At 63.3% G+C, this 23601-nt stretch carries 22 protein-coding genes, 1 tRNA gene and 1 pseudogene; 15 read left to right on the plus strand and 9 right to left on the minus strand.

The window, feature by feature from the left end:
* Nucleotides 1–202 precede the first annotated feature (202 nt).
* Nucleotides 203–279 (plus strand) — tRNA-Met (locus QX094_RS18390).
* Here the strand turns inward: QX094_RS18390 and QX094_RS18395 are convergent.
* Nucleotides 236–1906 carry a recombinase family protein gene (locus tag QX094_RS18395; protein WP_315714387.1) on the minus strand — a complete coding sequence of 557 codons (1671 nt, stop codon included), beginning with the start codon at nt 1904–1906 and terminating at the stop codon, nt 236–238. The two genes, QX094_RS18390 and QX094_RS18395, sit on opposite strands and share 44 nt — an antisense overlap.
* Between QX094_RS18395 and QX094_RS18400 the strand changes: the two genes are divergently transcribed.
* On the plus strand, nt 1851–2114 hold the full coding sequence (locus QX094_RS18400) for a hypothetical protein (RefSeq protein ID WP_315707331.1): 264 nt from the start codon (nt 1851–1853) through the stop codon (nt 2112–2114). The two genes, QX094_RS18395 and QX094_RS18400, sit on opposite strands and share 56 nt — an antisense overlap.
* A 218-nt stretch (nt 2115–2332) precedes the next feature.
* Here the strand turns inward: QX094_RS18400 and QX094_RS18405 are convergent, their stop codons facing one another.
* Both QX094_RS18405 and traA read right to left on the minus strand, forming a co-directional pair.
* Nucleotides 2333–2608 carry a helix-turn-helix transcriptional regulator gene (locus tag QX094_RS18405; protein ID WP_315707353.1) on the minus strand — a complete coding sequence of 92 codons (276 nt, stop codon included), beginning with the start codon at nt 2606–2608 and terminating at the stop codon, nt 2333–2335.
* 102 nt (nt 2609–2710) lie between these two features.
* On the minus strand, nt 2711–5722 hold the full coding sequence (gene traA / locus QX094_RS18410) for a Ti-type conjugative transfer relaxase TraA (RefSeq protein WP_315714175.1): 3012 nt from the start codon (nt 5720–5722) through the stop codon (nt 2711–2713).
* A 169-nt stretch (nt 5723–5891) separates the two neighbouring features.
* Between traA and QX094_RS18415 the strand changes: the two genes are divergently transcribed.
* Both QX094_RS18415 and QX094_RS18420 read left to right on the plus strand, forming a co-directional pair.
* A complete protein-coding gene (locus QX094_RS18415) occupies nt 5892–6218 on the plus strand; it encodes a conjugal transfer protein TraD (protein WP_315706518.1) in 327 nt (108 codons plus the stop codon).
* Nucleotide 6219: 1 nt separating this feature from the next.
* A complete protein-coding gene (locus QX094_RS18420) occupies nt 6220–6489 on the plus strand; it encodes a conjugal transfer protein TraD (protein ID WP_315706517.1) in 270 nt (89 codons plus the stop codon).
* Between the two features lie 94 nt (nt 6490–6583).
* Here QX094_RS18420 and QX094_RS18425 read toward each other — a convergent pair whose 3' ends face one another.
* Nucleotides 6584–6781: a tetratricopeptide repeat protein gene (locus tag QX094_RS18425; protein WP_315706516.1), complete on the minus strand. Its 198-nt coding sequence runs from the start codon at nt 6779–6781 to the stop codon at nt 6584–6586.
* 274 nt (nt 6782–7055) lie between these two features.
* Between QX094_RS18425 and QX094_RS18430 the strand changes: the two genes are divergently transcribed.
* Nucleotides 7056–8363 (plus strand): MFS transporter, encoded by a 1308-nt coding sequence (locus QX094_RS18430; protein ID WP_315706515.1) that lies wholly within the window; start codon nt 7056–7058, stop codon nt 8361–8363.
* A gap of 105 nt (nt 8364–8468) precedes the next feature.
* A complete protein-coding gene (locus QX094_RS18435; protein ID WP_315706514.1) occupies nt 8469–9941 on the plus strand; it encodes a carboxylesterase/lipase family protein in 1473 nt (490 codons plus the stop codon).
* A gap of 27 nt (nt 9942–9968) precedes the next feature.
* Here QX094_RS18435 and QX094_RS18440 read toward each other — a convergent pair whose 3' ends face one another.
* On the minus strand, nt 9969–10967 hold the full coding sequence (locus tag QX094_RS18440; protein WP_315706513.1) for a LysR substrate-binding domain-containing protein: 999 nt from the start codon (nt 10965–10967) through the stop codon (nt 9969–9971).
* Nucleotides 10968–11241: 274 nt separating this feature from the next.
* Here QX094_RS18440 and QX094_RS18445 point away from each other — a divergent pair, with 274 nt between their 5' ends.
* Nucleotides 11242–12336, plus strand: a complete 1095-nt coding sequence (locus QX094_RS18445; protein ID WP_315706512.1) for a hypothetical protein — start codon at nt 11242–11244, stop codon at nt 12334–12336.
* 27 nt (nt 12337–12363) lie between these two features.
* Here the strand turns inward: QX094_RS18445 and QX094_RS18450 are convergent, their stop codons facing one another.
* From QX094_RS18450 to QX094_RS18460, 3 genes are read right to left on the minus strand one after another with little or no spacing between them, the layout of a single operon-like run.
* Nucleotides 12364–13305 (minus strand): SMP-30/gluconolactonase/LRE family protein, encoded by a 942-nt coding sequence (locus tag QX094_RS18450; RefSeq protein ID WP_315706511.1) that lies wholly within the window; start codon nt 13303–13305, stop codon nt 12364–12366.
* Entirely contained in the window at nt 13280–13852 is a 573-nt protein-coding gene (locus tag QX094_RS18455) for a hypothetical protein (RefSeq protein ID WP_315706510.1), read from the minus strand. Before QX094_RS18455 ends, QX094_RS18450 begins: the two co-directional genes overlap by 26 nt.
* Complete coding sequence (locus tag QX094_RS18460; RefSeq protein WP_315706509.1) at nt 13849–14508, minus strand: GntR family transcriptional regulator; 660 nt, start codon at nt 14506–14508, stop codon at nt 13849–13851. Before QX094_RS18460 ends, QX094_RS18455 begins: the two co-directional genes overlap by 4 nt.
* A gap of 217 nt (nt 14509–14725) precedes the next feature.
* Here QX094_RS18460 and QX094_RS18465 point away from each other — a divergent pair, with 217 nt between their 5' ends.
* The 7 genes from QX094_RS18465 to QX094_RS18495 all read left to right on the plus strand — a co-directional run bounded on the left by QX094_RS18465 (nt 14726) and on the right by QX094_RS18495 (nt 21410).
* On the plus strand, nt 14726–15745 hold the full coding sequence (locus QX094_RS18465; protein WP_315706508.1) for a TRAP transporter substrate-binding protein: 1020 nt from the start codon (nt 14726–14728) through the stop codon (nt 15743–15745).
* Nucleotides 15746–15819: 74 nt separating this feature from the next.
* A complete protein-coding gene (locus QX094_RS18470) occupies nt 15820–16329 on the plus strand; it encodes a TRAP transporter small permease (RefSeq protein ID WP_315706507.1) in 510 nt (169 codons plus the stop codon).
* Between the two features lie 55 nt (nt 16330–16384).
* The gene (locus QX094_RS18475; protein WP_315807394.1) at nt 16385–17665 is read left to right on the plus strand and encodes a TRAP transporter large permease subunit; all 1281 of its coding nucleotides are present in this window, start codon (nt 16385–16387) and stop codon (nt 17663–17665) included.
* 28 nt (nt 17666–17693) lie between these two features.
* Entirely contained in the window at nt 17694–18188 is a 495-nt protein-coding gene (locus QX094_RS18480) for a type II 3-dehydroquinate dehydratase (RefSeq protein ID WP_315706506.1), read from the plus strand.
* A 13-nt stretch (nt 18189–18201) separates the two neighbouring features.
* Nucleotides 18202–18858, plus strand: coding sequence for a hypothetical protein (locus QX094_RS18485; RefSeq protein WP_315706505.1), 657 nt, complete (start codon nt 18202–18204; stop codon nt 18856–18858).
* Nucleotides 18858–19673, plus strand: a complete 816-nt coding sequence (locus tag QX094_RS18490) for a sugar phosphate isomerase/epimerase family protein (RefSeq protein WP_315706504.1) — start codon at nt 18858–18860, stop codon at nt 19671–19673. The genes QX094_RS18485 and QX094_RS18490 overlap by 1 nt, the downstream gene beginning before the upstream one ends.
* Before the next feature lie 15 nt (nt 19674–19688).
* Nucleotides 19689–21410, plus strand: a complete 1722-nt coding sequence (locus tag QX094_RS18495) for an FAD-dependent oxidoreductase (protein WP_315706503.1) — start codon at nt 19689–19691, stop codon at nt 21408–21410.
* On the opposite strand, the pseudogene QX094_RS34580 reads toward QX094_RS18495, so the two are convergent.
* Nucleotides 21411–21539 (minus strand): annotated as a pseudogene (locus QX094_RS34580) (hypothetical protein); the annotation flags it as partial. It abuts the gene before it with no gap.
* Between the two features lie 59 nt (nt 21540–21598).
* Here QX094_RS34580 and QX094_RS18500 point away from each other — a divergent pair.
* A complete protein-coding gene (locus QX094_RS18500) occupies nt 21599–23425 on the plus strand; it encodes a tannase/feruloyl esterase family alpha/beta hydrolase (RefSeq protein WP_315706502.1) in 1827 nt (608 codons plus the stop codon).
* Nucleotides 23426–23601: the final 176 nt, after the last annotated feature.

Here is a 23601-nt window from a genome sequence, read left to right on the forward strand (position 1 = left end):
TGGCGCGCACATCGGCCTGTGGCCCTCGACGACCAGCGGATACATGCGCAAGGCCTTGGAGAGTCGTCCGGAAATCCCCTGGTCCGAAAACCGCTGCTGCCCGCGAGCTTTGCTTGACAGGGGCGGAGACGCCTCCTTATATGCCGCCCGTTCACAAGGCCCGGCGCCCGCTTCGACCGGTCTTGCCTTGATCGAACATCGTGGCGGGGTAGCTCAGCTGGTTAGAGCACGGGAATCATAATCCTGGGGTCGGGGGTTCGAGTCCCTCCCCCGCTACCACGCGTGACCCACTATTGTAGCTGCCGTCTGGGAACACTCCTTTCCCGAGTAAAGCAGCTAGCTTTCCCTTCACTTCGATCTCAAATCCTTCCCTGGGTCCCTTCGGGTAAATCGTGACGCTGTGCACGAGAGCCCGGAAATCGTCGATGAGCGTGCCTCGGTCGTCCTCGGCAATGGCGTGGTCCGCCAAGGTTTCCGCTAGCGCATCGACGGTTGCGACATATCGGTCCAAGGTTGCCGGGTGAAGGGCAACCGGAACAGGCGCTTCCTCGAGCGCGGCCAGTTCCGCCTCTACCCGCTCTCGCTCCTCTTTGAGCTCGGCGATGCGTTGCCGAGCGTCGTCCTCCGAAATGACGTATCGGACGACAAGATCGATGTTGCGCTGCCGCTCGCCCTCGATCCGATCGCGCTTCGCCTCCAGGCGCGTGCGTGTTGCGGCGGCGTCTCCGGCAAGGCGCTCTCGTTCACGATTATAGTTGCGCACATAGGTCTCGATCAGCCGAGGATCCTTCAGTTCTTCGGCCATGCCGCTGAGGACCAGATTTTCGACGTCGCGAAGGTACAAGATTCTGCGGTTCGAACAGCTGCCGCTTTCGCGCACGGCCGAGCAGCGGACGCGGGTCTTGCCCGTTTTGTCCCGGTCATGCACCGACAGGCCGGATCCGCAGCAACCGCAGCGAAGAAGTCCGGAAAGCAGATGTGGCGTTCGGCGCTTGACGTGGCTGGCGAGACGGCTCTTCTGCGACTTCAACAGATGAGCCTGTTCCCAAATGGACTGTTCGACGATCCGCAAATGGGGGGCTTCGATGCGCTGCCACTCGTCCGGCGGATTGGGCCGAGACAGCCGCTTTCCGGTGTCGGGATCTTTGACCATCCGGACCTTGTTCCAGACGATGCGACCCGCATACAGCTCATTGAAAATGAGGCCGTTCCCGCGCTGCGCGTTGCCGTTGATCGTCGATGCATTCCACCGCGGGCCTCGCGGCGGACGAATTTCCTCGCGATTGAGATCCCGCGCAATGTCGCGAGGTGTTCGTCCGTCGGCATAAGCGGCGAAGATGCGCCGAACGACGGCGGCCTCCTGCTCGACGATTTCGAGCTCGCCGGGTTTGCCGGCGACCGCACGATAGCCATAGGCGCGCCCGCCAGCGTGGCGGCCATCGCGTATCACGCCGGCCATACCGCGCCGGACTTTCTTCGCGCCATCCTCGCGTTGCATCTGTCCGACGAGACCGCGAATCCCTATCAGGATGGAGTCTGCCGTGCCGTCATGCACCGCTTGGATCTGGATCCCCTGAAAGGACAGCCTCTTGTGAATTCCGGCGAGATCCTCCATGTCGCGCGAGAGCCGATCCAACGCCTCCACGACTACGACATCGAATGTGTGCAGGCGTGCAGCATCCATCAGCTGCATCAAGCCATCGCGTCCAAAAACCGAGGCCCCAGACCGGGCCTTGTCCTCGAACGTAGCGACGACTGAGAGCTGATGACGCGCCGCATAGGTCCGACACAAAGCGATCTGATCTTCAGTCGATCTTTCGCTTTGGAGCTCGGTCGAGAATCTGGCGTAAATGGCTGCGCGCTTCATCATGAACACCATTGCTGCGGCACCGAGAGTTGACCGCATCAAGATGGCATTTTGTCAGCGGCTCTCTTTCCCGCAGATGATCGCGCCTCGCATCGGCAATCGCAAGCGCTTCAACGAATTTGGCCAGGGCATTGTCAGTTTCGGCAACACAGCCTGTTGCCCGATGCGATCCCTGTCCGGTCTTTTGTCGCGCCATCTCAACAGGATGCTGCGCGGGGAGAGCCGAGGCGAGATCGGGGAACGATGAAGCGTAGCATTGGATAGAATCGAGAACAGAAACGTCGTTTGGATGCGGATCGCTTTGACCTTGGGCACTGTGCCTGCCGTCGGCACAGTCAAAAGAGGGGTGTCCGGAAACGGAAGAGGATCGGAGACGCGCTCGCCGTTTAGGATGCGCTGGCGAAGGAAAGGGTCCGGGATCGAAAGTGGGCGGTGTATGAAGTGAGGATACGAGAGCACGAGTCTTTACGTTCTGCGGCCGGTTGAAGGATCGGAAATCGAGCTCACCGCGGCTTCCTCGAATCGACCTTCCGCACGCCATCCGGCTGGATCTGCGATCCATCGGTTTATATCGGATTCATGCCAGCCCGAACCGTTGCTGCTGATTTTGAGCTGGGCCGGGAACGTGCCCTCGGCGATCTTGCGGTAGATTGTGGACCGGGACAGCCCGGTCCTGGTGAGGATGGTCTTCAACCTGATGATCTGGTTCGCGCATGGCCGTGATGCCCTTCGCTGGTCGATTCTGAGGTGTTGTGAGACCAGAGAGGCCAAACAGATGCAGGCGGACAATAAGAGTTCGCGCGTTGCCAAGCGTGGCGTAGAGCCGGCGGCAAACGGGATGGGTCAAATTCCAAGGCTTCGGCCTCTGCCGAGATCGATGCCATGGACGAAGGCCAGATCCTGGCCGAGCCGGCGGCCTGATTCGAATGCAATGCCGAGATCGTTCTTGCGACCGGCGAGAATGGATTCCAATTGCGGGTCGCGTTCGAGACTTTTCGCCATGTCGCCCATCGCGGACCGCGTGGCCTTGTAACCGGACATGTCCCCGGCCTGATATTGTCGCTGACTGGTGTGCTCGAGCTTCTGCCAGCGCTCTACGAAGCGATCGGCGCGGCGGCTCGGATCGGTGCGCAGTTCAGTCTCGAGCTGGAGCGCGCGGATGGCGCGGTTGAGGCGTCCGCCAGCGGCCTCGCGGGCCAGCTCGGGGTTCTTCTTGTAGGCGGCCTCAGCGTCGTGGGAGCCATAGGGGCGCACCTTTTCGAAGGCCTGGCGGGCGGTCTGTAGCTCTTTGACCTGTTCGGGGCTCGCTCTGCCGCCCATCTCATGCGCTGCGAAGATCGCATCCACGGCGCGAGCATGGCGCACCAGCGCTCGGGTCCGCACACGACGGGCTTCCGCTTCGGGATCTTGCGCCACGGTCCTTGCCGGCACTTCGGCTTCGCGCCGGTCGGCTGCCGTGCCGCTGTTTTCTTTTTCGGGGGATCCCCGCTCGGGCCGTCGTCCGCCATCCCGGTCGAGCACCTCTCCAGAAACGCTAAGGCCGTCGAACATGCCGCGCAGCGTCTCTGGCACGGCCTTGCGCACGATCTCGGCCACGCGCTCGCGGAACGTGATCCCGCGCCGCTCGGCGTAGCTCTGGACGGGATCGGCACGGTCGTAATCCAAGGCCATGTCCTTCGACCGGTCGCGCGACAGAGCACGGTTGAGCCGATCCGCATCGGTAAAATCGTTGCGGCCATAATGCAGGTCCACGCTGTCGCGATGCCGCGACAGTGCGACATAGCTGCTGTGGGCGTCCATGCCGGGCGTTGCCAGTACATGGACCCGGTCGACCGTCATACCCTGCGCCTTGTGGATCGTCGCGGCATAACCGTGGTCGATCCGGTTGTAATCCTTGAGGTCAAAGCGCACGGACCGGCCATCGTCGATCTGCACGGTCATGGATTGCGCGCTGACCAGTTCAATGGTCCCGAGTGTGCCGTTCTTGACACCAAGCCCACGCTCGTTCCGCAGGAACATGATGCGGTCTCCGCCGGCGAAGCTTCTCGCGCCGCGCTCGACCGTTACACCCACCTCATTGCCCAGAGCGCCGGCGGCCCGCATCCGTCCGCGCGCCGCCTCGTTCAGCGCGCGCACCTCGTCATTGGTATGGGTCAGGATGATCCGGCTCCGGTCCGGCGATACCTGCCGGTCGCGGTCCCAGCGCGCGATCAGATCGCCCCGCGCCTGCTCGCGGGTCATCGCCTCATGCACCATGCCGTTGGCCCGATAGGCTTCTAGCGCATGGCCGACCTTGCCGGTCGCCAGATTGCGCGTGGCGTCGCGCTGCCAGTCTTCGCGCTGACGGCGTATTTCGCCGATCTCCGCCCCGCCGTGACGCTCATGGATCGACCGGAAAGCTGCGCCCGCCTCGATGGCCTGCAGCTGCTGCGGATCGCCGACCAGCACGACCTTGGCGCCCGCCTCGGCAGCACGAGACATCACGCGCTCGAGCTGGCGCGTGCCGACCATGCCCGCCTCGTCGATGACGAGCACCTCGCTCGATTTGAGTAGATCACGGCCCTGCTCCCAGCCATGCTCCAGACTGGCAATCGTGCGCGACGCAATGCCCGACCCGCCTTCGAGGTTTTCTGCTGCAATGCCGGACAGCGCCACGCCCCGGACCTCGAAGCCGGCTGCTTCCCACGCCTCCCGCGCCACCCCCAGCAGCGCGCTCTTTCCTGTCCCGGCATGGCCGACCACGACGCTGAGACCGCGTCCATCCGTGACGTGCGCCAAGGCGTCAACCTGCTCGGATGACAGCACCAGGCCGCGTGCTTCCGCACGCGCCAAAGCGGCCTGGCGATCCTCGTCGCGCACCTGGTGGCGCTCCCGTTCTGCCATCAGCTCAGCGGCCCGGTGCAGGCGCCGTTCTGCTTCGATCATTCCGCGGGTGGTGAACCGATCCTCGCCGCGAGCGTCCTTGCCGAGGTCGACTAGATCTGGCGCTCCCTGCATTGCGCCCAGCACTTCATTGAACTGGTCGAGCCCGTCACTGTGCCGATGCGCAAACTTTGCGAGGTCACGGCGTGTGAAGGTCGATTGCTGTTGGGTGATCGCGTCCAGTCCAAGGGAGGGATCGGCGATGATCCTCCTGCCGTTGTTTCGCGCGATCTCGCGGTGCATCTCGGCCCGGTCAGCCTCAGCGCCCTCGCCTCCGCCTCTCCGCCCCTCAATGCGCTTGGCCGGTGCGCCGATCTGGCTTTGCGGCTCGAGCGCAATGCCCTGGGCTTCCAGGCTGCGGTGATCAATCCGCGCGTCGATGTCGAGCTCGGCCAGCCGCTCGTTGGCAATCTCCGCCCAGCGTTCGCGCCAGCGCTCGACCATCTCCGTGCGGTTCCACTCTCTCACCTTCTGACCAAAGCCGTTCTGATCGACCGAGCGCATTGTCAGCATGACATGGGCGTGCGGCTTGGGCAGGCCGTCTTCGGCCCTGTCCCAATGCACATTAAGATCGGCGATCATGCCGCGACGGACGAACTCGCTCTGAACGAAGTCCCGAGCCAGCTCAATGCCCTGCGCCTCAGTCAGTTCTCGCGGAAGGGCGAACTCGATCTCCCGGGCCAGCTGGGCGTCCTTGCGGACTTCGAATGCTTCGACATCGTTCCAGAGCCGCTCGCGGTCACTCCACGCCTCCGGCGCATTCTCCGGCAGCATCACCTCGGAATGGACGACGCCGCGCTTGGCCGAAAAATCCTGCTCACGGCCCAACCGCTCGTCGCGCAGCCGCGAGCCCGAGCGGTAGGCCGCCGATGCCACCGCGCTGCTCCCGGCCTTCCGGCCAATGACCTTGACGTGAAGATGATAGATCGCCATCGCGAGCAGAGCATCTACACAGCGAAGCGTACGTCGGCACGACGTATAAGCGCGCCCTCCCTCGAAAAAATCTCGGGAGGGATTATCCCATCTCAGCTCGTCCTGACGACCTTACGGCAAGGCGCCGCTAGCCGAGTTATCATTTCTCCGCCGACGTAGGGAGACGACAATGCGCAAACCAAGGGACTTTGATGCGGACCTGAAGGCACTCGACGACAAAGCGCACGAGCTTAAAACCCGCAAGGTGCGGCAGCTAGGCGAGCTCGTCATTGCCACGGGAGCTGACGCGCTTAGCGCAGACGAACTCGCTGGTGCGCTGATCGTGCTGGTCGAGACCAAGGAGGCCGGAAAGAGGGAGGCATGGGCCAAGCGCGGCGTCTCGTTCTTTCAAGGACGGTCGATGCGGAATGCGCCAGCAACTGACCGCGACGCTAATGTGGTTTCGACGCAACCGAGCGGCGCGCAACCGGCAACAAGCCGCAAGGGCACGGCGTGACATGCGCTCTTGGCAGATCACGCGCCGAAAGCGCACCCGCCATCTCATCGAACTCGGTGGCCTCGTCGTCAAAGCCGGTGTCGTGGAGCAAACCGGCGATGATCGCGCCATCATCTATGGCGCGCTGCTCTGGGTTGCTGACAAACTCCAAAGTGATCAGCGCGAACGGGCGCGAGCGCTATGGATGGCAGAGGGGAAGCGGGTGTTTGAGGCGGAAGCGGCGACACCAGACAAGAACGATCAAAATGGCTCAACACCAAGCAAGAGCTGAAACTCTGCCTGCCCAATCGCCAGTGTCCTTGACGCGCAATTGGCGGCTGTGCGGTGTGAGCTTGAGCCGGCGAGAGGCATGGCAGCAATGCCGCTTAGCGCTCCGGCAAGCCGGCGGCGATCATCAGCTTGATCATCCGATCGGCGGCCTGGACGAAGACCGGGCTGGTGTTCTTCATCGGCGGTGCAACGTTGAGGGCCGTCGTGCCAGGCCGCAACCTCAGGCCCTCCTGCATGGCCGCCTTCGCCTCCTCGGTCCGGCCCAACTGCTGGTAGGCCGCCGCCAGATTCATGTGCGGTCGCCCCGAGGCCGCGGTCTGCGCCGCGACGGTGGTCGGCGCATCGTTGCTCAGGCTGCATCAGGGCCACGACGGTCTGATTGGCAACGACCTCGTCACCAGCAACGTCGCCATGCTTGAACATGTCTTCAAGCCAAGTGAGGATCACGGGCTGCGCGTAACAGCTCGCGTCTCAATTATAGAACCGAGCATCCCATTCCTGGAGCTGGACAGCTAGTTTGGAAACCCCTTGAGTTTTCCCCAACGGGATTGGTGTGGAGGCAAAAGGGTGAAGGGCGTAGCGCAAGCAAGTCCGCTAGGAAGCGAAGGCGAAGAATGCGACTCCGGCGTCAACGACACCAGCACGCGCCTTGGGAGCACGTCCGCTGAACGTGTATCGAGATCAGCCTGGATCGCGATCGCGCTCAGCTTCGCAGCGGTCCTGCTCGACGGGCTTGATACCAGTTCGATCGGCGTGGCGGCTCCCGTCATCGCAGCCCACTTCATGGTCTCGCCGGCGTCGCTCACACCTGCGTTCGTGCTGACGAGCGTCGGCGCCGTGCTCGGATACCTGGCGTCCGGCCCGCTGGTCAGCCGTTGGCAGGCGCGTCCTGTCCTGATCGCAAGCGTGGCGGCGTTTGGCGTTCTCTCGCTGGCAACGCCGCTTGCGGGTTCCGTGGAGCAGCTTGCAGCGCTGCGCCTGATCACGGCTATTGGGCTCGGTGCAGCGTTGCCGTCGGCGATTGCCATTGCGACGTCGCAATGTCCGCCAAGGCTGAAGGAGACGGCTGCCGTCATCGTCGGGACCGGGCTCGCCGCCGGCGGCATCCTGGGCGGTGTGCTCGGTGCAGTCCTGACCGCGCGTTTGGGTTGGCAGTCCATCTTCATCATCGGCGGTGCCCTGCCGCTCGGACTCTCCCTCGTTCTGCTGTTTTGGTTACCCAGGCTGACCGCCGCGCGCGATCCGTTGTCGACCAATCAACGCGACCTGCACCTGGGCGGTTTGAAGCTGATCGGAGATCTGCTCGCCACTGGCGTTGCGAGCCGGACCGTCAGCCTTTGGATATTCTCCTTTCTGATCTTCGCTGACGGCTACGCACTGGTGTTCTGGCTGCCGGCGCTGCTCGTCAAGCTCGGATTCTCGACCGAATATTCGCAGCTTGGCATCAGCTTCTTCAGCGCCGGCGGCCTGGTCGCCAACGTCCTCGTGATGCTCCTCGTGAGCAGGCTTCCGATTGCGCGTATCCTGGTGTCGGCCGTGACCCTTGGGGTCATGTCTGCGGCGGGGCTTGCGGCGCACGACGTGGTCCCGCTCGGTGTCTGGCTGCTGATTGCCGGAACCGGTGCAGGTCTGATCTCCTGCAGCGTGGGGCAGTCCGCTCTCGCTGTCGCGATCTATCCCGAAGCGCTTCGCACCCACGGTGTCGGCTTCTCCGCTGCCGCCGGCCGCATCGGCTCGATCGTTGGGCCCGCGTTCGCAGGTCTCCTCGTTTCGAAGGGTGTTGCGCCGAAAGCGATCTTGCTCGCGGCCACGCTTCCCGCATTGCTTGCGATCTTCGCTCTGCTTCCGCACTTGCGGACGACGGAGCGGTCATGATGCGGCGTTTCAAATCTGGAACGCTGCTCGCCATTTTCGGACGCTGGCTGCATTTGGTGAGAGAGCTTAAGCCGTGGGGCCGGGAAGTGCCTTGTCGGAATAGGAATGACCGCTGTGGAGCATGTTGAGCTGGAAACGCCGTTTGGTCGGCTGCGCGGCGCGCGATCAGAAGGAGTGACCGCGTTTCGGAGAGTTCCGTATGCGGAAGCCCCCGTCGGCCCATTGCGCTTTGAGATGCCGTCAGTGCCGCCGCGATGGGGCGGTGTTCGCGACGCCGTCGCGGCCGGGCCGATTCCTCCGCAGAATCCGTCGCGTCTCGACGTGGTGATGGGGACCTACGACGTCGAGCAAAGCGAGGATTGTCTCCATCTGGACGTCTGGACCGGTCATGCGGCAGGCGACCGCGCTCCGGTCCTGGTGTTCATTCATGGCGGCGCCTTCATGACCGGAGGCGGATCGCTGCCTTGCTACGACGGAGGCATCCTCGCGAAGGACAATGGCCTCGTCGTTGTCAACGTCAGCTATCGGCTCGGCATTCTCGGCTTCTTCCCGCATCCCGGCCTCGGCGGTCTGAACCTCGGCCTGCACGACCAGGTCGCAGCGTTGCGCTGGATAGCACAAGCCATCAGCGTGTTCGGCGGAGATCCGCAGCGGATCACGGTGATCGGCCAATCGGCGGGCGCATTCAGCATCGCGGCCCTTGCCGGCATCGAAGCTGGATCGGGGCTGTTCAACCGGGCGATCCTGATGAGCGCGCCGGTCGGCGTCAAGCTGCGTACCGTCGAACAGTCGCGACCGGTCGCCAATGCAATCCTCGATGTTCTCGGCATCGCCGCTGACGAGGTCGACAAACTCCGAACGATCCCGATTGGTCGCGCCCTCGAGGGCTTGCGCATGCTGCAAAGGCGGCCGCCGGCGACCCCGGGAGATATCACGCCTCCCTTCATGCCGGTTCTGGATGATGCCCTCGTGCACCGCGATCCCATCGAGTCAATTCGAAGCGGCGGCGCACGGTGGTGCGACATGATGATCGGCTTGACGCGCGAGGAGTATGCCGCGTTCTCGATCTCGAATCCGTCGCTCGACGAACTGTCCGATGATGCGCTCGAGGACGTGATCCGATCCCAGGGGGACGACGACGCAAGTGCGACGCTGGCACGGCTGCGTTCCTCGCGCGTGCCTGCGACACCTCGCATGCTCCTGGGCGACTTCTACAGCGAACGGATGTTCACAAAGCAGAGCCTGGAGATCGCCGCCACGCAGTCCAGCCTCGGTCGAAAGGCCTTCACCTATCTGTTCGACTGGCAGGCGCCCGTTCCGGGCCTGGGAGCCTGCCATTGCATCGATCTTCCCTTCCTGTTTGGCAACTTCAACATCTGGCAGTCGGCTGCCATGGTCAAAGGCGCGGACCGGCGCGAAGTGCAGGACCTGAGCCGCCTCTTCAGAGGCTCGATCGCCGCGTTCGCGGCAGCGGGAGACCCGAACGCGCGCGGTCTCCCGGAATGGCCCGCCCACGCGGCGGATCAGGCGGTCCTGCATTTTGATCGCCGCATCACGGCATCGCGATACATCGCCTGACTCGAGCAGGAACGGCCGGGAGTTCTCTCAACGCCTGGCCGGTCTGGGCCTGCGCTTCTTCACGGCGCGTTGGGATTTGCGCCTCACGGCGGACGCCGGACCCGATGGCTGCGGACTATCGGACGAGCGCAGCCTGTCCTGAAGAAATTTGGCGAGACCGGCGAGGAACAAACGGCCGGCGACCGTCAGGGATCGGCGCGAAGGATAGAGCGCATAGAACGTCACCGGTGGCGGCGCCCAGTCGGGAAGCGGCAGAACGAGCCGGCCATCGAGCAGGTCGGCGTCGCACATCGGCATCGGCAGTCGCGCGAGACCGAGGCCGCGTAGCGCAGCCTGGCGAATGATGTTGAGGTTGTTGGCTGAAAAGTTGAGCTTGACGTTGATCTCCGTCGTCGCGTCGCTTGCGCCTAACAGACGCCAGCGCGCCATGAAGCCGTCGGCGCCCCATCCGACGCCCGGGAGGCCTTCGAGGTCTGCGGGGGTCGTGCGCGGGCCGAGGCGCGCCATCAGGGCGGGCGCTGCGACTAAGCGGTAAGGCGCTGTCGCGAGCTTCTGGCAGATCAATTCGGAATCCGCCAGATCTTCGCGCACAGGATGGATTGCGAGGTCGTAGTGATCGATCTTCGGGTCGAACGTCCCTTTGGTGTTGTCCAAGGTCAGGCGCACATCCGGATAGGTCTCGGCAAACTGGATGGCAAAATCGGCGACCAGAATCTCGGAGAGGACGGCCGGGCAGGAGATGCGCAGCATGCCCGAGGGGCGGTTCGTGCGGTCCTCCGCAAGCGCCTTGATCGCAACCAGCTCTTCCCTGATCTTCTGGCTCCGCTCGTAGATAGAGAGGCCGATTTCAGTCGCCGCGAAGTTGCGCGGGCCGCGATGAACGAGATGCACGCCGAGCTGACTTTCGAGGTCGCCGATCCGTCTGCTCAAGCTCGACTTCGGAATGCCTGTCTTGCGGCTCGCCGCCGACAGGCTGCCGGCCTCGATGATTTCGACGAGAAGTGTCAGGTCATCGACCGTTCCCATGAGTAATCCTCTGCGGAGATCTCAGACAGAAGTCCGGATTCGATGAGACGATCGAAAGCGGCACTCCAGCAAGCAGGTCGTCGTTCCAATCCTGGAACGTGACTGTACCGATTGCCGGACTTTTTGTCCCGCGTCCACTGCCTATGCTGTTTCACCGAACTGAACGGGGCGGTTCGAGGGACAACACGCCGGACCACGACAGCGTCTGATGTCTTGGACCTGGGCTTAGAGGACATTGGAGGGGGACTTGAGGCATCATATTCAGCCATTACTCATGGCACTGGCTTTTGCGTCGTGCGCAAGCGCGGCAGCTGTCGCGGAGGATTTGCCGGTCAAGGCAAAGCCAGCGGCCTCCGGTCAGCCATTCTTTTCGCTGATCGATGATCGCCTCACCTTCTCCTATATCCCCAAGGCGACGGACCCCGGCGTGTTCTCCAGGAATCCGGACGGGTCGCTCAACAGCACGACCGCGATGCAGGTCTACTCGTTCACGCATTTCGACATCTGGCAGTACGGTACGAACTTCCTGAACATTTCGATGTTCAAGGCGGACCATAACGATCCCGCCAGCCCCTGCACGAACGCGGGCGTCGTGGTCAATCCGGGCACCGGTGTTGCAACACCGGCCAATTGCGCGGGTGCAATCTTTTTCACCGGTCAGAGCCGTTCGACATTTGGCTGGAATGAAATCTTCGATACCAAGGCGTTCACGGTCGGCCCGCTCCGCAACATCTCCTTCGAGGTCGGTTTGGACCTGAGCACGTCGAACTACTATCGCGCCGCCGCTGCGCAGGCCGTATCGGCCGGCCTGCAGTTCCAGTTCGATCTTCCCTACAAGGGTTACGTCAACGTCGCGCCGCTCGCGACATGGATCTACATGGCACACATGGGATTCCTGCAGTGCGGTGGTGGCTTTGCCCCTCCGGGGCCCGGCGTGAGCTGTCTGCCCGACGGCAACCGGCGGTATCAGCCGACCTGGGCGATTGAAACGAACTACTACATGGACCTCGGCTTCTTACCCGAGAGCATGCGCTATTTATCCATCAGCGGCCGCGCCCAGTTGCTCGGCGCGCTCGGCCCCGAGAACAGCCCACTTCCCTATAATCCGCTGCCCGTCGCGGCGCCGGCCAACTCCATGACCAAAGTCTCACTCAACTCCGAGCCGATCCGCCTTACCTTCGATGCCTCCAAAGCGATGTGGGGCCCGAAATTCTCGCACTATCTCGATGTCTGGGTGGCCTATCGCTACTGGCAGAACAAATACGGTCTCGATCACAATGTCAGCAAGCTCTGCACGAGATCGCCAGGGGTGAGCAACAACACCTGCACCGAATCGAGTCTGTCCAGCGGCATCAGCGTGAAGTTCTAGTGCGTCGACAAAACGGGGGAGAGCGGTTTACCTGCCGCGCCTGATGCGACCGTCGTCAGCTTTTTGGCGTCGCACAGCACCGCCCGATGGGAAACGATGTTCGGAGAGGCCTTGTGCGAGGCCGCGGACAGCAAGCAGATGTCCCGCCATGGGTTCGGCACTCAACTGCTTCGGATCCAGGAATTTTCTGGCCGTCGTGATGAACAGCGTTTTGAGGTCGCTGCCTCCAAAGCACACGCAGGTCGGGTTCGTCACCGGCAATGGGACGATGGTGTCGATCTGCCCGTTCGGGCGGTAGCGTACGACGCGGCCGCCCGAGAAGAAGGCTGTCCATAACCCGCCTGCGGCATCGACGCAGGCGCCGTCCGGTCTTTCCTTCGACGTGCTATAATCTGCAAACAGGCGCCGGTTGCTGATGATACCGTCGTCGAGATCGAAGTCGAACGACCAGGTGCAGTATCGCCGCGTATCGGTGAAATAGAGCGTGCGGTTGTCCGGCGCGAACGCGATCCCATTGGTCACGATGACGTCGCCGAAGATGCGCGTCACCTGGCCGTCTCCGGTCACGCGATAGAGCGAGCCGTTCGGGCGATGCAGCTGGTTGTCCATGGTGCCGATCCACAAGCGGCCGCGCGCATCAACCCGGCCGTCGTTGAGGCGGTTGTCGAGGCCGTTTTCGACCTCGACAAACTGCTCCGGATGATCGGCCGCGCGACGGTACAGAGTCAGATCCCGTGCGAGCAGATGCGAGCCGTCCGCCGTCAGCGCCTGGCTGCCAAGGAATTGACACTCATGGGAAACAGCGTGGTGCGCGCCAGTTTCCGGATCGAACGACTGATGCAGCCTGCCGTCGATATCGATCCACCACAGCTTGCGGGTCCGGTCGCACCATAATGGCGTCTCGCCGAGGAGATCGGCGTTGGCCACCGCAATCTCGACCCGATCAGCGGAGATCGAATGAATGGTCATGTCGGAATCCCGTTCCAGCCGCGCGCGCTATCGATCTCAGCTTTTCCAGCGGGCGCATCGCCTGGACGAAGCGGCAGTTCCTTGCGCAGCAGGTCCGCGGCGTCGGCGGAAGGAACGACAACTCCACGCCGACAGCAAGCCCCGGCGTCGCGACGGATCGGACATGCCCGAGCGCGAGCGTCATGGCCTCGACCGAGGTTGACGATCCGAACACGGCCGGCGGCATCCAGTATCCGGCGTCCGTCCTATTGGGGATGCTGTCCCGCTCGTTCCGGTTGGCGGTGTAGACCGTCTTGTCCGGCTCGCCCTTCACATAGATGAGGATCGGCAGGTGCCGGCTGATGCCGATCGCGTCCATGAAGTCGAACTGGAAATGGTAGTAGCCGCCGAGAAGGTACTGATGTTGTGCTTCGACGTGCAGATCAGGACGTCGATGCCGGCCGCGTCGAGCAGGCCGTCGAGCCGGGCGGTCGAGAAGGGAATGTTGGCGCGCATGAATCGTTCTCTGCGTCGACCACCCGGGGGGCGGCAAGGTGAGGGCGATCAATTGCCGGTCCAGGAGGACAGGGCATGCGCGACACAGTTGTTGATGTGCTCGCTCAGGACGGTCCTTGCGCCCTCGATGTCGCGCCTCAGGGCGCATTCCAGCAGCGCCTTGTGCTGGTTGATCGTCTCGCTGCCGCGATAGCGCAGTGCGTAACGGAAATATTTGTCGAACACGATGGAATGCGTATGCATCAGCTCGCGCGACCCGCAACGCGAGATCAGCGCCTGGTGGAATTCGCCGTCGTAGCGCTTTCGCAACTCGGGATCGTCGCCCTCCTTCAGGATGGTGCGCTCGGTCGCGGCCAGCTTGTGATGCGCTGACACCACGCGTCCTTCCCACTCGACGTCTCCGGCGCGGAACGACTCGGCCATGGCGTGATGCTCCAGCAGGATGCGCAGCTCGGCGAGCTCGCGCAGGTTCTGGAGCGAGACCGGTGCCACCTCGAAGCCACGCTGCCCTTCGGCGACCACGAAGCCTTCGGACGCCAGGCGATTGAGGATCTCGCGCAGGGTCGAGATGCTGACGCCGTAATCCTCCTTCATCGCCTCGAGCCTGAGGCGTCCCGACGGCGTGAGCACGCCGAAAATGATGTCGGAGCGGATGCGCCGATAGCCGCTGTCGCCCGCCGACAGCGGCCGTTCCTCAAGATCCGTCATGCCTTCTGATCCCGCTCGCCCGGAGCGCCGCCCTGTGGGAGCGGGCCACTCGCCGGCATTATAGCAGAGTCGCGGCATCTGATGTCCATTGAAATCTCATATGAAATTATGATTGTCGTTTGACATCGATATTGATGTGTGTTTTCTCGATAAACAGAGGGTACGGAAAATAAGCGCTCAACCCGCCGCGTGCCCCGAAGAAACCAGGGAGGACACGATGAGCTTGTTCGCACGGGCGCTGTCTGCCGCCGCGATCTCGGTGGCGCTGACGGTCGGCGCATCTGCCGCCGATGACATTCAGGAGCGGACGATCCGGTGGGGGCACCTGAACAACACCGATCACCCCGTCAGCTTCGGCGTGCAGAAGTTCGGAGAGATCCTGCTGGCCAAGAGCGGGGGTAAGATGAGGGTCCGCGAGTTCGCGGCCTCGCAGCTCGGCAACGAATTGCAGCAGCAATCCGCGCTGCGCGGCGGCACTCAGGAGATGCTGTCGGCCTCGACCACGTCGCTTGCGACCGTCGTGCCCGAGTTCGGCCTGATCGATTTCCCGTTCCTGTTCAACACGACCGAGCAGGCCGATGCGCTCGCGACCGGCAAATTCGGCAAGGCCATGCTTGAGGGCCTGCCGTCGAAGAACCTGATCGGCCTCGGTTATTGGGGCCTTGGCTTCCGCAACGTCACCAACAGCACCCGGCCGATCACCAAGGTCGAGGACTTCGCCGGCCTGAAGCTGCGCGTCATTCCGAACCCGGTCTATCTGGAGAGTTTCAGCGCTTTCAAGGCCAATCCCGTCCCGATGGCGTTCGGCGAATTGTATTCGGCGCTGGAGACTCGCACCGTCGACGGGCAGGAGAATCCCTACACCGTCATCCTCTCCAACAAGTTCTACGAGGTGCAGAAGTACGTCTCGGCCACCAACCACACCTTCACCCTCAACATCATCCTGGTGAGCAAGACGTTCTGGGACAAGTTGTCGCCGACCGAGCAGCGCCTGATGCGCGAGGCCTATGAGGAAAGCCGCAACTATCAGAAGGAGCAGACGCGCCTCCAGACCGAAAAGGCGCTGGCGGAATTGCAGGCCAAGGGCATGCAGTACAATGCGATCGCTCCCGAGGAGACCGAGCGCATGCGCAAGGCGGTTCAACCGGTCGTGGACAAGGTCTCGGCCAATCTTCGGCCCGAGACGGTGAAGCTGTTCAACGAGGAAGTCGAGCGCATCCGCAAGGACGTAAAGTAATCGCCTCTCCATCACGATAGGCGGCGGAGCCGGCCCATGCCGGCTCACGTCCCACATCTGCTCGGACCTGACGCATGGCGCAGTTTCTCGACCTCTATTGCTCGTTTCTGAAAGCCGTCATTGCCGCGTGTCTCGCGGCCATGGTGGTGCTGGTCTTCGGCAACGTAGTGCTGCGCTATGGCTTCAACTCCGGCATCACGGTGTCCGAGGAGCTGTCGCGCTGGCTGCTGGTGTGGCTGACCTTCCTCGGAGCCATCGTCGCGCTGCGCGAGCACGCCCATCTCGGCGTCGACAGCCTGGTGCGGAAGCTGCCGGCCTCCGGCAAGCGCATCTGCTTCCTCATCAACTACGGCCTGATGCTGTTCGCCGATTGGCTGCTGCTCTCCGGCAGCTGGCGTCAGACCCTCATCAACATCGACGACCGCGCGCCGGCGACCGGTCTGTCGATGGCCATCTTCTACGCCGTCGGCGTGATCTTCGGTGTGTCGGCCGCAATTATCCTTCTCTACGACCTGTACCGGGTGATCAGCGGGCAGGCGAGCGAGGAGGACATGGTGGCGGTCAGGGAATCGGAGGAGCAGTGATGGCCTCGATCGTCTTCGCGCCCTCTCACTCTCTCCGCGTCACCCGGATCATGCCATGACGATCGTCGTCTTCACCGTCTCTCTGCTGGGCGCCATGGCGCTGGGCATGCCGATCGCCTTTGCGCTCCTCATCTGCGGCGTCGCCCTGATGAGCACCATTGACATGTTCGATCCCCAGATCGTCGCCCAGAACGTCATCAACGGCGCCGACAGTTTTCCGCTGATGGCCATCCCGTTCTTCATGCTCGCGGGCGAGATCATGAACAAGGGCGGACTGGCCAAGCGCATCGTCAATGTCGCACTCGTGGCGGTGGGGCATTTCCGGGGCGGCCTGGGCTACGTCACGATCCTGGCCGCCTGCATCCTGTCGTCATTGTCGGGGTCGGCGGCGGCCGACGCCGCCGCGCTGGCGGCGCTGCTGGTGCCGATGATGGTGGCGGCGGGACACAAGAAGACCTATGCGGCGGGTCTCGTGGCGGCCGGCGGCGTGATTGGCCCGGTGATTCCGCCCAGCATCGGATTCGTGATCTTCGGCGTGGCCGCCAACGTCTCGATCTCGAAGCTGTTCCTTGCCGGCATCGTGCCCGGCCTTTTCCTGGGATTGGGCCTTTGCGCCGCCTGGTACTGGGTGGTGCGCAAGGAAAACCTGTCGCCGCCGCCGCGCGCCTCGCTTCGCGAGGTGTGGCATGCGATCACCGACGGCTTCTGGGCACTCATGCTCCCCGCCATCATCATCGTCGGCCTGCGCTTCGGGATCTTCACGCCAACCGAGGCCGGCGTCGTCGTCGCCGTCTATTCGATGTTCGTCGCGACGTGCATCTATCGCGAGCTGAAATGGTCCGAGATCTACGCGGTCCTGGTCTCGTCGGCCGTGACCACGAGCGTCGTCATGTTCCTGGTCGCTGCGGCCTTGGTGTCGTCCTGGCTGATCACGGTGTCTGAGATCTCCAACCAGGTCGTCGATCTCCTGAAGCCGTTCATGAGCAACAACACCATCCTGATGCTCGCGATCATGGTGGTCGTCGTGATCGTGGGCACGGCGCTCGACATGACGCCCACCATCCTGATCCTGACGCCGATCCTGATGCCAATCATCAAGGCGGCAAATATCGACCCCGTCTATTTCGGCGTGCTGTTCATCATCAACAACTCCATCGGCCTGATCACGCCGCCGGTCGGCATCGTGCTTAACGTCGTCTGCGGCGTGTCCAAGATCAGCATGGAAGACATCATCAAGGGGGTCTGGCCCTTCATGATCGCGCAGCTGATCGTCCTGTTCGCGATGGTCCTGTTTCCCGGCCTGGTGACGGTGCCGGCGCGATGGTTCGGCGGCTGATCGGGCTGCGTTGGCAAAGGAGTCGAACATGGCCGCACGGATCGTGATCTTGAATGGACCCAATCTCAATTTTCTCGGCATTCGGGAGCCCGACATCTACGGCTCGACGACGCTGAAGCAGATCGAGGACAGCTGCCACGCGCTCGCGGACCAACTCGGCGTATCCGTCTCGTTCCACCAGTCGAACATGGAAGGCGAGCTCGTTGGTCTGATCCAATCCGCTCACGGCCAGGCGGATGCGATCATCATCAATCCGGCAGGCTATTCTTTCACATCGGTCGCGCTGATCGATGCGCTGAACATCTTCGATGGGGTGAAGATCGAGCTGCACATCTCCAACATCCATGCGCGGGACGAGCTGCACCGCCATTCGATCACCTCGCGGGCCTGCACAGCGGTGATTTGCGGACTTGGCGCTTACGGCTATCTCGCTGCGATCCTGGCGGTCGTCCAGCGGCTCGGGCAATTGCCTGAAACGATTCCGCCGGCCCTGCACGGGCTTGCGCTAACCGGCAAGATGTAATCAGGAGACAAGCATGCGCGGAACAGGGTTTCTCGCCATCTGGAGCGACGTCGAGGCGCATGATCTGACCGACTACCGGCATTGGCTGACGCGCGAGCACACCACCGAGCGCGTGACGACGCGGGGCTTCCTGGCGTCGCGTGTGTTTCGTGCCGTGCGCAGCGACGTCAACCGCTTCTTCATCCTGTACGAGCTCGAAACGCCCGAGGTCCTCGACGGCAAGGACTATCTGGCGCGGCTCAACGCGCCCACCCCGTGGTCGCAGCGCATCATGCCGAAGCTCGGCAATTTCATGCGTGGCGGCGGTGTGATCGTCGCGCGCGCCGGGCGGGGCGAGGGCGCCACGATCGTGGCGCTGCGGATCGACAAATTGCCCGCCGACCCGCAACGGCTGGCCACCGCGCTCGTTGGCTGCGACGGGATCGCTGCCGTGCAGATCGGGGCGACCGACGCGCCGCGGACATCCGTACCGACCGCTGAAAAGGGCATGCGGAAGCACGAGGGCTTCTTCTCGGGGCTTCTGTTGATCGAGGCGCTCGATGACGCTTCGTTGCAGAGGGCCTTGCGGCAGGCGCGGACACTTGCATCCGATGTCATGGAGGGAGCCAGCGAGCCTGACTTCTATCAGGGCATGTTTGCGCTCGACGCACGCATCGCGGATGCTTGCTGATGGCGACCTTTTCGCTCGCTGCGCTGACCGTGCTCGACTTGGCGCCGCCCGAGATGATCGATCTGGCGGCCCGCTGCGGCTACGACAAGGTCGGCCTCAGGCTGCTGCCGGCCGTGCCCGGTGGACTGGCTTATCGCCTGATGGATGACGCCGCGCTCCTGCGTACGACGCTCCAGCAGTTGCAGTCGACGGGTGTAACCGTTGCCGATCTCGAGGTCGTCGCCTTCAGACCTGAGACGAGCGTCGCGTCGTTCATGCCGTTCTTCGAGACAGGCGCACGCCTCGGCGCCAGGCACATCCTTGTCGCCGGCTATGACCCCGACCTGGCGCGGTTCTCCGATCGTTATCGGCAGTTTTGCGAGGCGGCTGCTGCGTTCGGTCTGACCGCCGATCTGGAATTCATGCCCTGGACCAGCGTTCCTGATCTGACAACCGCGATGCGGATCGTTGACGATGTCGACCATCCCGCGGCCGGCATTCTGGTGGATGCGCTGCATTTCGATCGATCGCGAAGCAAGCTCGCGGATCTCCGCTCCATCCCGGCCGATCGGCTGCACTATTGGCAGCTCTGCGACGGTCCGGCCGAGCGCCCCGCGACGACTGAGCAAATGATCCATGCCGCGCGCGAGGAGCGCATGTTCCCGGGCGAGGGCGGCATCGATCTCGTCGGTCTCACGCGGGCGATGCCGGACTGCCTGACCATCAGCATCGAGGTGCCGACCGTTGTGCTGGCGAAGACCGTCGATGCTGAAACGCGGGCGCGGCGCGCCCTTGCAGCGGGCAGGGCCGTGGTCGAAAAGGCGCAGGCGCTGTGACGGAAGAGGCTGGTGATGGCGCACAACGATCGCCCGTGGGACGTTGAGACCGATCTGCTGGTCGTCGGTACCGGCGCTGCCGGCATGACGGCCGCGCTGGTGGGCGCGCTCGAAGGGCTCGACGTCGTCCTGTGCGAGAAGTCGGACATGGTGGGCGGCACCACCGCAACCTCCGCCGGCACGGTGTGGATCCCGGGCAACCGGCAGGGCCGCCTTGCGGGGACGCCTGATACGGTCGAGGCCGCGCGCACCTATCTCGCTGCAATGCTCGGCGAGCACGCCGCCGACCGCCGCGTCGACATGTTCCTTCGGGCAGGGTGGGTCGTGCTTGATGATCTCGAGCAGAAGACGAGCGTTCGATTTGCGGCGCCTCCGATCCACCCCGACTACAAGCAGCTTCCGGGCGCTGCGATCGGCGGACGCGCGCTCACGGCCATGCCGTTCGAGGGCCGAAAGCTCGGACCGGATTTTGCCCGTGTCAGGCCGCCGCGTCGGGAGTTCATGGTGCTCGGCGGCATGATGGTGAGCAAGGCGGACATCCCGGCGCTGCTGGCGCCATTCCGCAGCTGGAGCAGTCTTAGGCATGTCCTGGGTCTGCTCGCCCGGCATGCGATGGACCGGATCAGCCACACGCGCGGAACGCGCCTGGTCATGGGAAACGCGCTCGTCGCGAGGCTCCTCGACAGCCTCCGCCGCGTCGCCGTCGACCTGCGCTTCGAGACCGAACTTCGCGATCTCGTTTGCGAGGGGGATCACATCATGGGTGCGGTTCTTTCGTCTCCTGGCGGAGAGCTCAGGATAAGGGCCCGCAAGGGCGTCGTGCTGGCGAGCGGAGGCATCGGCTGGAGCCGTGAGCTAAGAGAGCGTCTATTCCCCGAGCCGGCGCGTCGACTTTCGCTCGCGCCCACCTCGAACACCGGCGATGGCATCCTGGCGGCGGAGCGCGTCAGTGCAGCGATCGCCCGAGACCTCGACAGTCCGGCGTTGTGGATGCCGAGTTCGGTGATGACGCAGGCCGACGGTCATGTGTCGATCTTCCCGCACATCATGCTCGATCGCGCCAAGCCTGGATTGCTGGCCGTGAACAGGTCAGGCCGCCGTTTCGTGAACGAGGCCGATTCCTATCATGACTTCGTCGCCGCGATGCTGCGATCGAACGCGCCGTCTTCAAGTCCGGCCTTCCTGATCTGCGATGCGACGTTCATCAAGGATTTCGGCATTGGGCTCGTTCGTCCGGGGACGCGAAACCTGAAGGCGTTCGTGCAAGCCAGCTATCTGGTCGAGGCGGAGACGATCGAGCAGCTGGCGCGAAGGATCGGCGTCGACGCCGGGCAGCTTGCGGCAACGGTCGAGCAGTATAATCGCTACGCGGACAGCGGGATCGACGAAGACTTCGGCCGAGGGTCCAGCGCGTTGAACCGGTTCAATGGCGATCCGGAGACCAAGCCGAACCCATGTCTGCGGCGGATCGGTCAGGGGCGCTATTATGCCGTCGCCGTGTGGCCGTCGGATCTCGCCAGCAGTTGCGGTCTACTTACGGATGAGCGCGCCAGAGTGTTGTCACGCAACGGAACGGTCTTGCCCGGACTGTATGCCGTCGGGACCGATGCATCCTCCATTTTCCGCGGCATGTACCCCGGACCTGGAACGATGATCGGCCCCGCCATGGTCTTTGCATGGTGCGCCGCGCTCGATTGCGCAGGAACGCTCGCTGACCGAATGAGGCTGTCTGAGTGACCAACGGGAGGTTCGCAGGCGATTCTGATTCGCGACAATTTTGCCTTCGGGTTCAGGCGCCGGGTTGGCGCCCCCGGAGTCGCGGCTCGGCTGCGCCGCACAGACCCATGAGCCGCTGACGGTACCGATTGTAGACTAAGGCGGCCCCGGGCTGCCAACAGAGAACGATAAGCAAGAGGAGAGAACTGATGCCGATCGCGCGAGGAATTTTTTGGGCAATGCTGCTGGTGGCTGCGACTTGCCAGGTGACATCGGCGTTCGCCGAGCCGATGGCTTGTGACGACGGCATCAAAGCCGCCTTCCATCCCGACGAGATCACGACCGTGATCGCGGTCCGCCGGGTCAACAAGGGTGAGGAGCTTTTGGCGCCCGATGCGCCGAAGCCGATCACGGCGGCAGCCGATCTTTGCCTCGTGAAGCTGTTGGTCGGTCCCGGCGTCACAGCGGAGAAGGACAAAAACGCGCGCTCCTATTCAGAAGGTATCGGCATCGAGGTCTGGCTGCCGACGCAGGCCAACTGGAACGAGCGCATCCGTAACTATGGCGGTGGCGGCTGGGTCGGCGGCGGCCATCGCTTCGCCGACAAGATCGGGAGCAAGGTGCCGGCAATTGTCAACGCCAATATCGGCTATGCTTCGGGCACAACGGATGCCGGCCAGCCGTGGTATCAGGACGGTTCGTTCGCCTTCCTCTCTGACGGCAAGGTTAACGTCGAGGGCCTCCGCGACTTCTCGGTACGGGCGATGGTCGAGCAGGCGATCAAGACCAAAGCGCTGGTCAATCTCTACTATGGCAAGGCGCCGAAATTCGTCTACTACGATGGACACTCGCAGGGCGGCCGCCAGGGCCTGAAGATCCTGCAGGAATATCCAGAGCTCTATGACGGCTACATGATCGCGCAGCCTGCGCCGAACATCGCGCGGTTCGGCACCACCAGCCTCTATCCGCAGATCGTGATGAAGACCGAGCTCGGCTTCTCTGCCATCAACAAGCCGGAGGCTGCCGCGTTCGCCGCCAAGGTCGACGCTGCCAACAAGCGCGCCGTTGCAACCTGTGACAAGGCCGGGCTCGGCTTCCTGCTTGATCCCTTCGCCTGCGACTACAATCCCGCCCGCGACGCGGTGCTGCTCTGTACGGGCGAAACGAGCGACGGCGTCACCGGAAGCAACGCCGACAAGGCAGCTTGCATGAGCTCGAAGGAAGCGGGTGCGCTCAACAAAATCTGGTACGGCGCGACCCGCGATGGCAGCGTCGATCCGGCTCAGACGGCGGAAGCCCGCAGCGGCAAGGCGCTCGGCGTGAAGCAGATGTGGTGGACCTTTACCAAGGGCACGTCGATCTCAACGCAGATCACGAGCCCGTCGACTGACAATTTTGCGCTCGGCATGGAGGACGTCAGCTACGCCGCTGATGCCAGCGCGACCTCAGCCATTCCGATCACCAACACCTCGACCGCAAGGCGCAACCGCTGGCTCGAGCTCGATTATGCCGCCTTCGCTGCTGGCGTCGACAAGAATGTCGAACTGCAGCCCACGCTGTTCAGCAATCTGATCACCGACAAGGCCGATCTCTCGAAGCTGCGCGATCTCGGCCGCAAGGTGATCATATGGAGCGGCCTTGCGGATGATGCGATCCCGCCGGCCGGCAACGTCAATTATCACGAGCGCGTGCTTGCTGCGATGGGCGGCGACGCCGAGGTCTCAAAATTCATGCGGATGTATCTGGTCCCGGGGGCTGCGCATTCCTCGCAGGGCCGCTCGTACACCGTGACCGGCAAGAACGACGCCGTGCCGCTGCCGAAACTGCCGGGCAATGCCAACCAGACGCCGACCCGCGACAAGGACCAGTTCTTCTCCGCATTGACGGATTGGGTCGAGAAGGGAGTGCCGCCGGGCGAGATCACGTTGACCTCGCGCGATGGCAGCGTGAGCTATCCGGTCTGCGTCTATCCGCAGCGGACGACGTGGGATGGCCGCGGCCCTGCGACGCAGCCTTCGAGCTTCAGCTGCCGCTAGTCACTACAATCAAGAAATTCTCGACAGAGGGGAGACAGACGAGAGGCGATGGCGGTCTCAGTTGTCGTTGGAAGAGCCTGACTCTTTCACCGTTGCATGTCGCAGCTCCGTCGTCAAAATAGGAATGAAGAACCATTGGTTTGGGATTGGCAGCGGACTTCGCTACCAATCCTACT

The organism is Bradyrhizobium sp. SZCCHNS1050, from assembly GCF_032484785.1.
Lineage (GTDB): Bacteria > Pseudomonadota > Alphaproteobacteria > Rhizobiales > Xanthobacteraceae > Bradyrhizobium.